At 35.7% G+C, this 15,904-nt stretch carries 12 protein-coding genes and 1 riboswitch; all 12 genes read left to right on the forward strand.

Translation table 11 applies throughout. The features are described 5' to 3' along the window. The first annotated feature begins 20 nt into the window (after nucleotides 1–20). Nucleotides 21–2,111 carry a HEPN domain-containing protein gene (locus tag FLACOL7796_RS11415; protein WP_173970909.1) on the forward strand — a complete coding sequence of 697 codons (2,091 nt, stop codon included), beginning with the start codon at nucleotides 21–23 and terminating at the stop codon, nucleotides 2,109–2,111. Then, nucleotides 2,104–2,877 carry a uroporphyrinogen-III C-methyltransferase gene (gene cobA, locus FLACOL7796_RS11420; RefSeq protein ID WP_173970910.1) on the forward strand — a complete coding sequence of 258 codons (774 nt, stop codon included), beginning with the start codon at nucleotides 2,104–2,106 and terminating at the stop codon, nucleotides 2,875–2,877. The genes FLACOL7796_RS11415 and cobA overlap by 8 nt, the downstream gene beginning before the upstream one ends. 160 nt (nucleotides 2,878–3,037) lie before the next feature. Beyond that, nucleotides 3,038–3,619, forward strand: a complete 582-nt coding sequence (locus FLACOL7796_RS11425) for a precorrin-2 dehydrogenase/sirohydrochlorin ferrochelatase family protein (RefSeq protein WP_173970911.1) — start codon at nucleotides 3,038–3,040, stop codon at nucleotides 3,617–3,619. A gap of 203 nt (nucleotides 3,620–3,822) precedes the next feature. Then, the gene (locus tag FLACOL7796_RS11430; protein WP_173970912.1) at nucleotides 3,823–4,875 is read left to right on the forward strand and encodes an NAD(P)/FAD-dependent oxidoreductase; all 1,053 of its coding nucleotides are present in this window, start codon (nucleotides 3,823–3,825) and stop codon (nucleotides 4,873–4,875) included. Between the two features lie 437 nt (nucleotides 4,876–5,312). Then, nucleotides 5,313–5,427, forward strand: a riboswitch (SAM riboswitch). Nucleotides 5,428–5,751: 324 nt separating this feature from the next. Next, complete coding sequence (locus FLACOL7796_RS11435) at nucleotides 5,752–6,756, forward strand: homocysteine S-methyltransferase family protein (protein ID WP_173970913.1); 1,005 nt, start codon at nucleotides 5,752–5,754, stop codon at nucleotides 6,754–6,756. Nucleotides 6,757–6,798: 42 nt separating this feature from the next. After that, entirely contained in the window at nucleotides 6,799–7,368 is a 570-nt protein-coding gene (locus FLACOL7796_RS11440; protein ID WP_173970914.1) for a hypothetical protein, read from the forward strand. Nucleotides 7,369–7,682: 314 nt separating this feature from the next. Beyond that, nucleotides 7,683–10,358: a methionine synthase gene (gene metH / locus FLACOL7796_RS11445; protein ID WP_173970915.1), complete on the forward strand. Its 2,676-nt coding sequence runs from the start codon at nucleotides 7,683–7,685 to the stop codon at nucleotides 10,356–10,358. A 78-nt stretch (nucleotides 10,359–10,436) separates the two neighbouring features. Then, complete coding sequence (locus FLACOL7796_RS11450) at nucleotides 10,437–10,793, forward strand: four helix bundle protein (RefSeq protein WP_095928057.1); 357 nt, start codon at nucleotides 10,437–10,439, stop codon at nucleotides 10,791–10,793. A gap of 69 nt (nucleotides 10,794–10,862) precedes the next feature. Beyond that, entirely contained in the window at nucleotides 10,863–11,819 is a 957-nt protein-coding gene (gene metF, locus FLACOL7796_RS11455; protein ID WP_173970916.1) for a methylenetetrahydrofolate reductase [NAD(P)H], read from the forward strand. Between the two features lie 135 nt (nucleotides 11,820–11,954). Beyond that, nucleotides 11,955–12,608 carry a class I SAM-dependent methyltransferase gene (locus FLACOL7796_RS11460; RefSeq protein ID WP_173970917.1) on the forward strand — a complete coding sequence of 218 codons (654 nt, stop codon included), beginning with the start codon at nucleotides 11,955–11,957 and terminating at the stop codon, nucleotides 12,606–12,608. A gap of 330 nt (nucleotides 12,609–12,938) precedes the next feature. Next, complete coding sequence (locus FLACOL7796_RS11465) at nucleotides 12,939–14,162, forward strand: dicarboxylate/amino acid:cation symporter (RefSeq protein WP_173970918.1); 1,224 nt, start codon at nucleotides 12,939–12,941, stop codon at nucleotides 14,160–14,162. A 107-nt stretch (nucleotides 14,163–14,269) separates the two neighbouring features. Beyond that, the gene (locus FLACOL7796_RS11470) at nucleotides 14,270–15,679 is read left to right on the forward strand and encodes a pyridoxal phosphate-dependent decarboxylase family protein (RefSeq protein WP_173970919.1); all 1,410 of its coding nucleotides are present in this window, start codon (nucleotides 14,270–14,272) and stop codon (nucleotides 15,677–15,679) included. Nucleotides 15,680–15,904 lie beyond the last annotated feature (225 nt).

Here is a 15,904-nt window from a genome sequence, read left to right on the forward strand (position 1 = left end):
AAGCCAAAAGCAAAAAGAAAATGGAAAGTTTTAGAACAGAAATAGAAAATCCGATTGTTCAGAAAGAGATCATCGATTTAGAAAAAAAGATTCACTTATTCCGTGGAGGAAAAATTGATGATGAGCGTTTTCGTAGTCTTCGTTTAGCACGCGGAATTTATGGGCAACGTCAGGAAGGCGTTCAAATGATTCGTATCAAGTTGCCTTACGGTAAAGTTACGAGCGAACAATTGGTACGTATTACTAAAGTTTCTGATGAATATTCTACAGGACGTTTGCATATTACAACACGTCAGGACATTCAGATTCACTATGTAAGTTTAGACAGAACTCCAGAACTTTGGGCAAATTTGGCTAAAGACGATGTTACCTTGCGTGAAGCTTGTGGAAACACCGTTAGAAATATTACAGGAAGCGAATTAGCAGGTGTAGATGTAAACGAACCATTTGATGTTTCGCCTTATGCACACGCTTTGTTTCAATACTTATTAAGAAACCCGATTTGTCAGGAAATGGGACGTAAATTCAAAATTTCGTTTTCATCTTCAGACGAAGATACAGCCTTGAGCTATTTACACGATTTAGGATTTATCCCTAAAATTGTTGATGGTGTTCGTGGTTTCAAAATCATGTTAGGAGGAGGTTTAGGATCTCAGCCGGCACATGCAGAATTGCTTACGGAATTCGTTCCGGCAAATCAAATCATTCCAACGGCAGAAGGTGTGATTCGTATATTTGACCGATACGGAGAACGTGCAAAAAGAATGAAAGCCCGTATGAAATTTTTAATCAAAGAAATGGGAAGAGATGTTTTCCTTGATTTGGTTGAAAAAGAGAAAAAAGCAATCGCTTTCGAAACTTACGAAATCGACACAACAGCTTTTGACGGACCAATTCCGGAACCTTTATTAGAAGTGCCGCAAGTTACAATCGAAGATACCAAAGCATATGAAGCCTGGAAAAAATCGAATGTAATTGCACAAAAACAAGAAGGTTATTATGCTATTGGGATCAAAGTTTTATTAGGAGATTTTTATACTGATAAAGCCAGATTATTAGCTGATTTAATTAAAAATTACGCAGCAAACGAACTACGTTTTTCATTGCGTCAAAATATTGTAATACGTCACGTAAAAGAGGAGAATTTACCTTTCTTTTATCAGGAATTAGCCAAACTGAATTTTGTTCATTTAGGATATAATTCTACAGCAGATATTACGGCATGTCCGGGTACAGATACTTGTAATTTGGGGATTGCAAGTAGTACCGGTATTGCAGAAGAATTAGAAAAAGTTTTAAATGCAGAATATCCTCAGTATTTAAACAATCAGGAAATTGAGATTAAAATTTCGGGTTGTATGAATGCTTGCGGGCAACATAATATGTCGGCAATTGGTTTTCAGGGAATGTCGATCAATTCAGGAAAATTAGTAGCTCCGGCTTTACAGGTTTTATTAGGCGGAGGAAGATTAGGAAACGGATCAGGACGTTTTGCTGATAAAGTAATTAAAATTCCAAGCCGAAGAGGACCAGATGCATTGCGTACTATCTTAAATGATTTTGATGCGAATGCAAACGGAGAAAAATTCCTTAATTATTACGATCTAAAAGGAGAGAAATATTTCTATGAAATTTTAAAACCTTTTGCAGATGTAACCAATTTAACCGAAGCTGATTTCGTAGACTGGGGTAATGCAGACAACTATGTAAAAGCAGTTGGAGTAGGAGAATGTGCCGGAGTTGTAATTGATTTAGTAGCTACATTATTATTAGAAGCCAAAGATAAATTGACGTTTGCTCAGGAATCATTCGACGAAGGAAAATGGTCAGATGCTATTTATCATGCTTATGCAGGATTTGTAAATGGTGCAAAAGCATTGTTGCTTTCAGAAAACGAAAAAACAAATAATCACGCAGGAATTGTAGACTTATTTGATACTGTTTTCATCGCAACATCTAAAATAGAATTGCCAACAACATTTAGAGAATTAGTATATCAAATCAATCAAAATGAGCCTTCAGAAGCATTTGCAAAAGCATATATTCAACAAGGAATTTCATTTTTTGATACTATCGAAAAATACAGAGCTCAAGAATTAGCAAATGCTTAATATCAAACCAAAAGTAACTTTAGTTGGCGCAGGTCCCGGCGATCCGGATTTGCTTACGCTCAAAGCTGTAAAAGCACTAGCTGAAGCAAATGTGGTTTTGTATGATGCCTTAGCCAATGATGAGATCTTAGCACACGCACCTAAAAATGCCATCAAAATTTTTGTTGGAAAAAAGATAGGAAATCACGCCTATACCCAAGATCAAATCAATCAGTTGATTGTTGATAATGCTTTAACGTACGGAAATGTAGTGCGCTTAAAAGGTGGAGATCCGTTTATTTTTGGACGCGGAAGCGAAGAAATAGAATTTGTAGAAAGCTTCGGAATTGAAACTTTTGTAATTCCCGGAATCTCTTCAGTTGTTGCTGTTCCTGCAAGTCAGGGAATTTCGATAACTAAAAGAGGTGTTTCAGAAAGTTTTTGGGCGATTACCGGAACAACTTCTGACAGAAAATTATCTTCGGATGTAGCTTTGGCGGCGCAATCTTCTGCAACAGTAGTTATTTTGATGGGAATGCACAAATTGCCTCAGATTATCGATTTGTTTCAAAAAGAAGGTAAAGGAAATCTACCCGTAGCGATCATTCAAAACGGAACAACTTCTGATGAAAAAGTAGGAGTTGGAACAGTAGATTCGATTCTGAATATTGTAAAAGAAAAAGAATTGAGTTCACCAGCCATTATTGTTTTAGGAGAAGTGGTTCGCGAAAGCAATAAACTAAAAGGATTTTACGAAGAATTTCTATCAAAAGAAATCACAAGATAAAGTTCCGAAGGAACAATTGATATTGTATCGTCGGGTTTTAACCCGATGTACGCATGACAATAACGGAGTTGATCAACCCAATGTTGCCAAAGAAAAATGTTCCATCAGGAACATCTCATTGGTAAATCATCTAATTTTGTTTAGATGAAATTAAATTAAAATGGAACAAAACGAATTATATCCAATATTCTTAAAACTTCATAATTTGAACGTTTTGATTGTTGGAGGAGGAAATGTAGGATTAGAAAAGCTTTCTTTTTTACTAAAGTCGAGTCCTAATGCAAATGTTGAGGTGGTAGCGCCAAATTTCCATTTAGAAATAAAGGTTTTGGCAGAGAAACATCCTTCGGTTACATTAACAAAATCGAAGTTTAAAAAGAAAATGCTCAAAAAACGCCATATGGTTATTGCCTGTACCGATGATTTAAAAGTCAATAAAAAGGTATACGACTTATCCCGAAAGCGTTATTTGATTTGCAATATTGCCGATACGCCAGATTTATGCGATTACTATTTAGGCGGAATCGTAACAAAAGGAAATGTGAAAATTGCGATTTCAACTAACGGGAAATCACCAACAACCGCCAAAAGGTTACGGGAATTTTTCGAAGAAGTTATCCCCGAGGATATCAATAAAATGGTCGAAAACCTCAATGAATACAGGAAAACTTTGAAAGGTAATTTTGAAGACAAGGTTAGAAGAATGAACGAGATTACCGATTCATTGAAAAATAAAGGATAAGAAAAGAGGTTCCGAAGGAACGATTTATATTGTAGCGTCGTCCCGAGGCTTCGGGATAACCCGATGGATGAACGAGATTACCGCTTCATTAAAAAATAAAGAGTAAAAAATTTAGCAAGGAAATCAATGATAAAAATCATTTGACATTAGAATATATTATTCGTTTCTTTGTATTATTAAGAATGATTATAAACAACAACATAATGATTAAAACAGATATACTTATAATTGGAGCAGGACCAACAGGTTTATTTGCCGTTTTCGAGGCAGGATTACTAAAATTAAAATGTCATATCCTAGATGCTTTGCCACAAGCAGGAGGACAACTTTCTGAATTATATCCTAAAAAACCTATTTATGATATTCCTGGTTTCCCGGAAGTTTTAGCAGGAGATTTAATTGATAACTTACAAGAACAAATTAAACAATTTGAGCCAGGTTATACATTAGGAGAACGTGCTGAAACGATCGAAAAACAAGAAGACGGAAGTTTTATCGTAACCTCAAATAAAGGAACTAAATTTCACGCGCCGGTTATTGCTATCGCAGGAGGTTTAGGAAGTTTTGAGCCTCGTAAACCACTTATCGAAGATATCGAGTTTTATGAAGATAAAGGAGTAAAATACTTCATCAAAAATCCTGAAAAATTCAGAGACAAAAGAGTTGTAATTGCAGGAGGAGGAGATTCAGCATTAGACTGGAGTATCTTCTTGGCAAATGTAGCTTCAGAAGTAACATTAATTCACCGTAGAAACGAATTTAGAGGAGCTCTTGATTCAGTAGAAAAAGTACAGGAATTAAAAACTGCCGGAAAAATTAAATTAATTACACCAGCAGAAGTTATCGGAATCAATGGTGCTGAGCATGTTGAATCATTAGATATCGAAGAAAACGGAGCGCACCGTAAAATCGAAACAGATTTCTTTATCCCACTTTTCGGATTAACACCAAAATTAGGTCCAATTGGAGACTGGGGATTAGAAATCGAGAAAAATGCCATTAAAGTAAACAATGCATTAGATTACCAAACTAATATTCCGGGAATCTTCGCTATTGGAGACGTTAATACATACCCTGGAAAATTAAAATTAATCCTTTGTGGTTTCCACGAAGCAACTTTAATGTGTCAGGCAGCATACCAAATCATCAATCCAGGTAAAAAATACGTATTGAAATATACAACAGTTTCTGGTGTAGACGGTTTCGACGGAACTCGTAAAGAAGCTCCAAAAGCAGTTGTTAAGGCGATTGTTTAATTTGAGGTTCTGAGTTGCTAAGCGACTAAGATACTAAGATTTTTATATATAAAGCCCAAACCATTATGGTTTGGGCTTTTTTTATTCACTATTATTAAGAATCCCAGAGGGATGATATATTTATAGAATAGCATAATTGAGTTTTTAAATAGAGCCCCAGCGGGGTGAAATATTATGTTCAAAACATGATCCCTATGTCGCTCCGCTGGAGCTTTATTTTGTGGGGATAATTTTTTTATAAATATTACGCTCCGCTGGAGCTTTTAATATAAGTAAAATATTAAACTTATAAACTCAGTATCTTAGAATCTTAGTCTCTCAGCTCCTTAAAAAAAACAAACTTAGACCCTCAGAATCTTAGCCACTTAGAAACTTTAAAAAACACTTGCAATTGTTCAGGTTATGTCTTTACTTTGCACTGTTCTTAAAATTACTGAAAGTTATCACGAAAGGCGGAGGGAAAAGACCCAATGAAACCTTAGCAACCCTTTATCATAAAGAAGGTGCTACATTCTACTTTATACTAACCATAGTATTTAAGATAGATAACACAAATACATAAAAGTATTTCTCAAAACTCTTCCTGACAACTTACAATATAATTTTACCGAATTCACTTTGGTATCATGAGCGAATCATTGGCGCATTTTTGCCATCAATCGTTCCCGCTTTTCGTTGCAATCTTTTACTTTTTAAAGAAAAAAGCAAAAGGATTTCCACTTCAATCGGGGCTAATGAGCCAACAAAGTGAATTTTTGGAATTAATGTGAATCAAAATCGTATTAAAACCGACAGGTTTTTAAAACGGAAATTATAATTAAATAAAAACTTAGCAACTTAGAACCTTAGTGTCTTAGCAGCTAAAAGTCAAAAGATATGTCAATAACAATTCAGGAAGCAATAAAAAAAAATATCCTAATCCTTGATGGAGCAATGGGAACCATGTTGCAGCGCTATAATTTCTCCGAAGAAGATTTTCGCGGAGAGCGTTTCAAAGATTTCCCGCATCCATTAAAAGGAAACAACGATTTACTATCCATAACACAACCACAAGCGATCCGCGATGTCCACGCCGCTTATTACGAAGCTGGCGCAGACATCGTAGAAACCAACACTTTTTCAGGAACGACAATCGGTATGGCCGATTACTTCCTGGAAGATTTGGTTTACGAACTAAACTACGAATCGGCTAAAATCGCAAGAGAAGTAGCAGACGAATTTACAGCCAAAAATCCGGACAAACCACGTTTTGTAGCCGGTTCAATTGGCCCGACAAACCGTACGGCAAGTATGTCACCAGATGTAAACGATCCGGGTTACAGAGCGGTAACATTTGATGATTTACGTATTGCTTACAAACAACAAGTAGAAGCCTTAATGGATGGAGGTTGCGATTTACTTTTGGTAGAAACCATCTTCGATACCTTAAACGCAAAAGCGGCACTTTTTGCTATTGAAGAAGTAAAGGACGAACGTAATCTTGATATCCCTATCATGGTTTCAGGAACAATTACCGATGCTTCAGGAAGAACACTTTCAGGACAAACAGTAGAAGCGTTTTTGATTTCGGTATCACATATTCCATTATTGAGTGTAGGATTCAATTGCGCTCTTGGAGCTGATTTATTGAAACCATACTTGAAAACATTAGCACAACATACAAGTTTTAATGTTTCGGCGCATCCAAATGCTGGTTTGCCAAACGCATTCGGACAATACGATGAAACACCAGAACAAACTCAGGCATTCATCAAAGAATATTTAGACGATAATTTAATCAATATTATTGGTGGTTGTTGCGGAACAACTCCAGATCATATTCGATTAATTGCTGAAGTGGCGAAGGATTATAAGCCGAGAGTGGCGCCAGTATTGGTGTAAAAATTTATATAAAGAAAATATAGTTGTCCTTGAAGAATTAATATGAAATTAAAATATTTAGGTTTATTGGTCTTTCTTTCAATTTTACTTACGCAATGTGCTTCGTCAGCAAGCATTGAAGGGATGACGGTTAAAAATTATAAAGCAGAAAAAAAAATTGGAGATAAAATTTACATAAAATCTGTTACAGGCGGAAAAAAAACAAATCCATTATGGACGTCTAAGATTTCTAATGAAAATTTTGAAGAGGCATTTAAAAAGTCTGTTATTGAATCTGAAATATTTTCGAAAATAGATTCGATTACAAATGATGACGACTGGGTTCTTGAAATTAATTTAATCTCTGTAGATCAACCTTTTTTTGGTACGACTTTTACGGTCAAAACTACAATAGAGTATAAGTTTTATTACAAAAATGAATTAAAGTTTAGTAAGAATATTAAACAATCGGGTAGCGCTAAAATTTCAGATGCACTTATTGGGGTAAAAAGGTTACGATTAGCCAATGAAGTTTCGGCAAAAAATAATATAAATGAGTTACTTCGATCATTAAACGAAATCGCTTTGAATATTACAGCTAGCGCAAGCATCTCACCGGTGCCTGCAAAATAAAGGTTTTACGGAGGATTCGAAAAACATGTTTTTATTGATTAAGAGTTTAATTGGAAATAAATGTTTCGTAGGAACAACAGATTGGTAGCAACGGAATTTATTCCGTTGAAATTGAAACCGAATGTCGCGTGAGGGATAGAAGCGGCTAGCCCACAGCCTGACGAAGGAAGTGCGAGGACTAATAGCGGATAGCCCGACCCGGAGGGACACGCCCAAAATAAGATTAAAGATTACAGGTTTAAACGCCTAAAAAAATATAGAATAAAAAAACTTAGAACCTAAGCAACTTAGGAGCTTAGTAACTTAGAAAAGAAATGACAGAAAATAGAAGAGACCTTGTATTAGCAGGATTAGAACCGTTGATTATTACGCCTACTAGTGTTTTTGTAAACATTGGCGAGCGTACAAATGTTACAGGTTCAAGAAAATTCCTTCGCCTGATCAAGGAAGAGAAGTATGACGAGGCACTTGATATTGCAAGACAACAAGTAGAAGGAGGAGCACAAATCATCGATATTAATATGGATGAGGGAATGCTTGATGGGGTTCAGGCAATGACTAAATTTTTGAATTTAATTGCATCAGAACCCGACATCTCGAGAGTGCCGATTATGATCGATAGTTCGAAATGGGAAATCATTGAAGCAGGTCTAAAAGTAGTACAAGGAAAAAGTGTTGTAAACTCGATTTCGTTGAAAGAAGGAGAAGAAGCCTTTATTCACCATGCCAAATTAATCAAACGTTACGGAGCTGCAGCGATTATTATGGCTTTTGATGAAGTTGGTCAGGCGGATAATTATGATCGAAGAGTTGAGATTTGTCAGCGTTCGTATGATATTTTGGTTAATAAAGTTGGTTTTCCTCCACAGGATATTATTTTCGATTTGAATATTTTTCCCGTTGCAACCGGAATGGAAGAACATCGCTTAAATGCTTTGGACTTTTTTAGAGGTACAAAATGGGTTCGTGAAAACTTGCCGCACGCACATATTAGCGGTGGTGTAAGTAACGTTTCATTCTCTTTTAGAGGAAACGATACGGTTCGTGAAGCGATGCACTCGGTGTTTTTATACCATGCGATCAAGAATGGAATGACAATGGGAATTGTAAATCCGGAGATGCTTTCGATTTATGATGACATCCCAAAGGATTTATTAGAACACGTTGAAGATGTAATTCTTGACCGACGTGACGACGCAACAGAAAGACTTTTGGATTTTGCTGAGAACGTAAAAGGTGAAGTAAAAAGTGATGAAAAAGCGATTCAGGAATGGCGTTTAGGAACGGTTCAGGAACGTATTACGCACTCATTGGTAAAAGGAGTTGACGCTTTTATTGAAGAAGATGTTGAAGAAGCGCGTCTTGCCGCAACAAAACCTATTGAAGTTATCGAAATTAATTTGATGACGGGAATGAATGTTGTTGGAGATTTATTCGGGAGCGGAAAAATGTTCTTGCCTCAGGTAGTAAAATCGGCACGTGTAATGAAAAAAGCCGTTGCGTATTTATTGCCTTATATCGAAGCAAGTAAACAAGCGGGAGACAAACAAGGAAACGGAAAAATATTGATGGCAACCGTAAAAGGTGACGTTCACGATATTGGTAAAAATATTGTTTCGGTGGTTTTGGCGTGTAATAACTATGAGATTGTAGATCTTGGTGTTATGGTGCCTCCAGAAAAAATTATTGCTGCGGCGATTGAACATAATGTCGACATTATTGGTTTAAGCGGACTGATTACACCTTCGCTTGATGAAATGGTGTATTTGGCTAAAGAATTAGACAAACAAGGAATTAAAATCCCTATTATGATTGGTGGAGCAACAACTTCGCGCGCACATACAGCCGTGAAAATCGCTCCGCAATACAGGGAAACTGTAATTCACGTAAACGATGCTTCGAGAGCCGTTACCGTGGCAGGAAACCTGTTAGATCATAACCGAAAAATATATGCGGCGGATATTCGTGCAGAATATGATTCTTTTAGAGAAACATTCTTAAATCGTTCAAGAGATAAAAATTTCCTGTCGATTGAAGATGCCCGAAGAAATAAATTTCCGTTAGATTGGTCTGAATATACTCCAACAAAACCAAAAATAATTGGGAAACAAATCGTTGAAGTTGAATTAGATGTTTTGGTTCCGTATATAGACTGGACGCCATTTTTTCAGACTTGGGAATTGTACGGAAAATATCCTGCAATTTTAACGGATGAGGTTGTGGGTAAAGAAGCGACTTCGGTTTTTGCTGACGCTCAGGCGATGCTGAAAGTAATTTTGGCAGAGAAAAAACTAAAAGCAAAAGGTATTTACGGAATTTTTCCTGCGAATCAGGTGGATGATGACGATATTGAATTGCGTGATGAAAACGGAAAAGTTTTAGAGAAATTCTTAACGCTTCGTCAGCAATCACAAAAAACGAAAGGCGCTCCAAACATTGCTTTAGCCGATTTTATTTTGCCAAAAGATTCAGGAATTACAGATTATATAGGGGCTTTTTGTGTAACCACAGGTTTTGGTGTAGACGAATGGGCGGCTGAATTTGAAAAAGATCTTGACGATTATAATTCGATCATGGTTAAAGCTTTAGCCGATCGTTTTGCTGAGGCTTTCGCCGAATATCTTCACGAAAAAGTTCGTAAAGAATTCTGGGGTTATGATATCGAAGAATCTTTAACCAACGAAGAATTGATTAAAGAAAATTATAAAGGAATTCGTCCTGCGCCAGGATATCCTGCATGTCCGGATCACCTGGAGAAACCAACCATCTGGAAACTTTTAAATGTAGCCGAAGAAATTGGAGTAACCTTGACGGAAAGTATGGCAATGTGGCCGGCTTCATCGGTTTCTGGATATTACTTCGGAAACCCAAAAAGCAGGTATTTCGGACTCGGAAAAATAAAAGAAGATCAGGTGGTAGATTACGCCAAACGACGTAATGTACCAACAGATTACGCGATGAAATGGTTAAACCCTAATATAGCAGACTAGAATACTTGATGGTTTTTGGTTGATAGATTACTATAGAAGAACCAATAACTGTCAACCATCAACAAACAACTAATAAAAATGGAATACAGTAAATTGGAAGTTTGGATTGAAGCGCGGAAGTTGGTGAATTTATTGTATGACTCTTCTAAACTGTTTCCAAAGGAAGAATTATTTGGATTGACAAATCAGATGAGAAGAGCGGCAATCTCAATTCCTTCAAATATAGCGGAAGGTTGTGGGCGTCAAACATCAAAAGACACAATACACTTTCTTCATATTTCAAGAGGATCATTATATGAATTAGAAACACAATTTTATTTAGCATTAGATCAAAAATACATTGATGAGAATACATTTAATATTGTGTTAGCACAGATTCAAACTTGTAAAAAGTTATTAAACGGTTTTATTAACTACTATAAAAAATTAATATAGTTGAAGTTGTACTTGTTGAGTTCGATAAGAACCATCAACCATCAACCAAAAACTATCAACTAAAAAAGAATGAAAGTAACAGAACATATAGAAAACGCCAAAGGAAATACATTATTCTCATTTGAAATTATTCCGCCTCAAAAGGGGAAAAGCATTCAGGAATTATACGATAATATCGATCCGTTGATGGAGTTTAAACCACCATTTATTGATGTAACGACTTCTCGTGAAGAGTATATTTATATTGATAAAGGCAACGGACTTTTAGACAAAAAGTTAACTCGTATGCGTCCGGGAACGCTTGGAATTTGCGCTTCTATAAAACATAAATACAACGTAGATACCGTTCCTCACGTACTTTGCGGAGGATTTACAAAAGAAGAAACCGAATATCTTTTGGTAGATTGTAACTATTTAGGAATCGACAATGTGATGGCTTTGCGTGGTGATGCCATGAAAGACGAGCAATATTTTATGCCAAAAGCAGGAGGAAACGATTACGCCATTGATTTGGTGAAACAAATTAGTTTACTTAATCAGGGTAAATACCTTCATGAAGTAATGGATGCTGACAACAGAGCCAATTTCTGTATTGGAGTTGCTGGTTATCCGGAGAAACATTTAGAATCTCCATCATTGCAATCAGACTTAAAAAGACTAAAAGAAAAAGTAGATGCCGGAGCTGATTATGTGGTAACACAGATGTTTTTCGACAACTCAAAATATTTCAAGTTTGTAGAAAAAGCCAGAGAAATAGGAATCACAATTCCTATTATTCCTGGAATCAAACCTATTGCCGTTCAAAGACATTTACAGGTTTTGCCACAAATTTTCCGTATCGATTTGCCTGAAGATTTAATTCATGCCGTAGATCAATGCAAGAGTAATGCTGAAATCAGACAAATAGGTATCGAATGGGCAATTCAGCAATCATTAGAATTAAAAGCGGCCGGAGTTCCTGTTTTACATTATTACTCAATGGGGAAATCAGAGAATATTCGCCAGATTGCGAGCCATCTTTTTTAATGTCATTGCGAGGAACGAAGCAATCTCATGTTGCTTATCTTTTGTACTTTTGATAGTGCGGTTGCTTCGTTCCCCGCAATGACAAGCAAGGCTTGGAATTTGGATTTTTAAATTTGGAATTTAATTTTTACCATTATGAAACAAGAAGAATTACAAGCAATAGCTTCTCAGTTAAAACATCCCAAGGGAGAAAAAGGGATCGAAATGGGTAACATGATGAATGAAACTAACATCAACATGACACATCATTCGATTCAAAATCTACATATAACAGCAGGAAATACAATTCTTGAACTAGGTCATGGAAACGCAGGACATGTAGCATTTATATTCGAACAAGCTGAAAATATTAAATACTACGGACTCGAAATGTCTGAATTAATGTTTCAGGAAGCGCGCCAGATCAACAGGAATTTTGTTTCGCAAAAACAAGCCTTCTTTTCGATTTATGACGGAGATACAATTCCGTTTCAGGAAGCTTCTTTCGATAAAATTTTTACAGTAAACACGATCTATTTCTGGCAGGAACCTGAAAAATTGCTTTCAGAAATTTATAGGGTTTTAAAGCCAAAGGGAATATTATGTATCACTTTTGCCGAAGAAAGTTTCATGAAACAACTTCCTTTTACCCAATTCGAGTTTGAGCTATACAGCACTGAAAAAGCCGAAGAATTAATAGCAAAATCGGAATTCAAAATCATCAATAAAGAGACTTTAACAGAGAAAGTAAAAAGCAAAACCGGAGAATTGGTCGACAGGGCTTTTACAACTATGGTATTAGAGAAATAATGGTTAGCGAATTCATGACGTAAACTCTTTATTTTGTAGCGTTAGGTACTAAATGTTGGTAGAAATCATGAATTAAAATAGATTTGGCGTGCCGTAGGTACGCAACAAACCGATATCTATGCGTACCTACGGCACGCCGACACATTTCGAATTTACGATCAATCTCCAATATTTAGTGCCTGACGACACATTTAATTCGCATAAATTAAAAAATCATTTGAAATCCTTTTAATCAGTGGCATAAAAAAATAGTTTCAGCACTCTTTTTTTGACTAATTTAATTGATTTTTATTTCACGTTTCTATTTCCAAATTATAATACGATTAAACCATGGAGATTAAAAAAATCAATTTTCTAAAAAGTTACAGCAGCGTTTTATTACTTCTGGGAGGAATTATAATTGGAAGTATCTTCGGTTTAGTTTTTAAAGAAAAAGTCGCCGTTATAAAACCTGTTGGAGATATATTTCTGAACTTGCTTTTTACAGCCATTATTCCGCTTGTCTTTTTTACGATTACTTCTTCTATTGCCAATCTGGAAAAAACAGAAAAACTAGGAAGATTATTTGTAATCATGATCGCGGTTTTTTTAGGAACACTTCTTATTTCGGCTATTGTCATGATTATAGCCGTTTATCTTTTTCCTATTCATGAAAATATTATAATTACCAAAGTTCCTTTAGAGAATATTCAATCCGGAAGTGTGGGTGATCAGATTGCGCAATTGCTTACAACCAATGATTTTTATGAGTTATTATCTCGAAAAAGCATGTTGGCGCTCATTATCTTTTCATTTTTAATAGGATTTGCCACTTTGCAATCAGGAGAAAAAGGAAATGCTTTCAAGAGTTTTCTGGATTCAGGAAACGAAGTAATGAAACAGCTTTTAACGATGATTATGAAATTGGCTCCAATAGGTTTAGGAGCTTATTTTGCCTATCAGGTTAGTTATTATGGTCCGCAATTATTTGGTGTTTATGCCAAACCGTTAGGTGTTTATTATCTGGCTTGTATTTTTTACTTTTTTGTATTTTTTAGTTTGTATGCTTTAGTGGCTGGAGGAAAAAGAGCTTTTGTTGTTTTCTGGACTAATAATATCACGCCTTCATTAACAGCGATAGGAACCTGCAGCAGTATTGCAACAATTCCGGCAAACCTCGATGCCGCTGAAAAAATGGGCATCCCTAAGCACGTCAGAAATTTAGTTATTCCGTTGGGAGCACCTTTGCACAAAGATGGTTCGAGTATGTCGTCTATTTTAAAAATAACCTTTCTTTTTGCGATGTTTGGTAAAGATTTTACTTCACCATCTACGATACTTTTAGCATTAGGAATTACCATAATTGTATCGATTGTCGAAGGCGGAATCCCGAACGGAGGTTATATAGGAGAAATTCTGGCCATTACCGTTTACGGTTTTCCAATGGAACAAGCTTTGCCGGTTGCCATGATCCTAGGTACTCTCGTTGATCCTATTGCTACTTTATTAAATGCCAACGGCGACGTAATTTCTTCTATGATGGTCTCGCGGTTTTCTGAAAAAACCAAGTGGTAATTTTTTTTCAACAATAAATAAAAAATCAGTGTTAATCAGCTTAATCAGTGTTATTTGTGGGCAATGTCTACAACGGCACTTTTGTACAAGCATTTAAAAACTATAGAATGAATGCAATACTTCAACATGATCTCAATGATCTCGAAAATATACTAAATCAGGCCAAACATCAAAGTTTAGATTTTCTGAACGATCTGGAGAATATTCCAACTTCAACTAACAATACAATTGATCCAACGCGACATTTAGATGAAGAAGGATTAGGATCATTGGCGGCGCTAAAAGAATTTAAAGAACGATTGGCTCCATTGATGGTCGCTTCGCCCGGGCCAAGGTATTTAGGTTTCGTAACCGGTGGTTCAACTCCGGCTTCGATTGTGGGAGATTGGTTAGCATCAGTTTATGATCAAAATACGCAGGCAATAAAAGCGCAGGGAGGAGTTTCGGCTTTAATAGAATTTGAAACCATCAATTTGTTGTTGCAATTATTAGACTTGCCAAAATCTTTTTTAGGTGGTTTTGTAACAGGAGCAACCATGTCAAATTTTACTTGTTTGGGTGTTGCCAGACAATGGTTTGGAGCACAATCAGGAAAAGATTTTGCAAAGACCGGAATAACTGAAACAATCAATATTCTTACTGCAACGCCACATTCATCTTCAATAAAAACATTGGCGATGTTAGGAATTGGAAGTAATAATTACACCACAATTAAAACCATTGAAGGTAATCGTGAAGCTGTTGATATTGATGATTTAGAAAAAAACATTCAAAATTTAAACGGCAAACCTTTTATCCTGATTTCGAGCGCAGGAACCGTAAACACAGCTGATTTTGATGATTTTATAGCCATTTCAAAACTAAAAGAAAAATACCATTTCTGGTGGCATATTGATGCTGCTTTTGGAGGTTTTGCGTCCGTTTCAGAAAAATTTAAACATCTTGTAAACGGTTGGGAAGGTGCTGATAGTATTACTATTGATTGCCATAAATGGCTAAATGTACCCTACGAAAGTGCTTTTTACCTGATTAAAGAAAAACATGTACATCTTCAAATAGAAACTTTTCAGAATTCGAACGCGCCCTATTTAGGGAATCCGTTAGAGAACTTTAATTATCTGAATGTATTACCCGAAAATTCTCGTCGTTTAAGAGCTTTGCCTGTTTGGTTTTCGCTAATAGCTTATGGGAAAGAAGGATTTGCAGATATTATAGAAAAAAGTACAGCCTTAGCATTACATTTTGCAAATGAACTTATTGAAGATGATAGGTTTGAACTTTTGGCGCCCATTCGTCTTAATAATGTCTGTTTTACTTTAAAAGGAGATCACAATCAGGATAAAGTAAGTCAGTTTTTAAGCCTTTTAAATGATAAAGGAAAAGTGTTTATGACACCAACAGTATATCAAAACCGAAAAGGAATAAGAGCTTCTTTTGTAAATTGGCGCACCTCTGAAACTGATATAAAAATAATAATTGAAGAACTAAAAGAAACGATTTTAGATCTGGAAATATAAAATAAACCTAATTTTTAAAAGCCCGCTTATGTTGTAAGCGGGCTTTTTTTATTGTATTTATCTTTTTTTTAATGAAGTTGAGCTTTGCGATTTAACTTTTTGCACATTAAAAATTAAGCAAATATTAAGTTAAACCTAATTATATTTTAAGAAATCAATTGTTTTTTTATTGATTTCTCTATTTGAAAGTTAATCATTGAGTTTATTTAGAATAATTAAAAATAA

Source organism: Flavobacterium bizetiae, from assembly GCF_902804475.1.
Classification (GTDB): Bacteria; Bacteroidota; Bacteroidia; order Flavobacteriales; family Flavobacteriaceae; genus Flavobacterium; species Flavobacterium bizetiae.

Coding starts and splice junctions, on each gene's coding strand:
- FLACOL7796_RS11440 (WP_173970914.1), top strand. CDS start 6,799: ATGAAATTAAAATATTTAGGTTTATTGGTCTTTCTTTCAATTTTACTT.
- FLACOL7796_RS11450 (WP_095928057.1), top strand. CDS start 10,437: ATGGAATACAGTAAATTGGAAGTTTGGATTGAAGCGCGGAAGTTGGTG.
- metF (WP_173970916.1), top strand. CDS start 10,863: ATGAAAGTAACAGAACATATAGAAAACGCCAAAGGAAATACATTATTC.
- FLACOL7796_RS11460 (WP_173970917.1), top strand. CDS start 11,955: ATGAAACAAGAAGAATTACAAGCAATAGCTTCTCAGTTAAAACATCCC.
- FLACOL7796_RS11430 (WP_173970912.1), top strand. CDS start 3,823: ATGATTAAAACAGATATACTTATAATTGGAGCAGGACCAACAGGTTTA.
- FLACOL7796_RS11465 (WP_173970918.1), top strand. CDS start 12,939: ATGGAGATTAAAAAAATCAATTTTCTAAAAAGTTACAGCAGCGTTTTA.
- metH (WP_173970915.1), top strand. CDS start 7,683: ATGACAGAAAATAGAAGAGACCTTGTATTAGCAGGATTAGAACCGTTG.
- FLACOL7796_RS11415 (WP_173970909.1), top strand. CDS start 21: ATGGAAAGTTTTAGAACAGAAATAGAAAATCCGATTGTTCAGAAAGAG.
- FLACOL7796_RS11425 (WP_173970911.1), top strand. CDS start 3,038: ATGGAACAAAACGAATTATATCCAATATTCTTAAAACTTCATAATTTG.
- FLACOL7796_RS11435 (WP_173970913.1), top strand. CDS start 5,752: ATGTCAATAACAATTCAGGAAGCAATAAAAAAAAATATCCTAATCCTT.
- FLACOL7796_RS11470 (WP_173970919.1), top strand. CDS start 14,270: ATGAATGCAATACTTCAACATGATCTCAATGATCTCGAAAATATACTA.
- cobA (WP_173970910.1), top strand. CDS start 2,104: ATGCTTAATATCAAACCAAAAGTAACTTTAGTTGGCGCAGGTCCCGGC.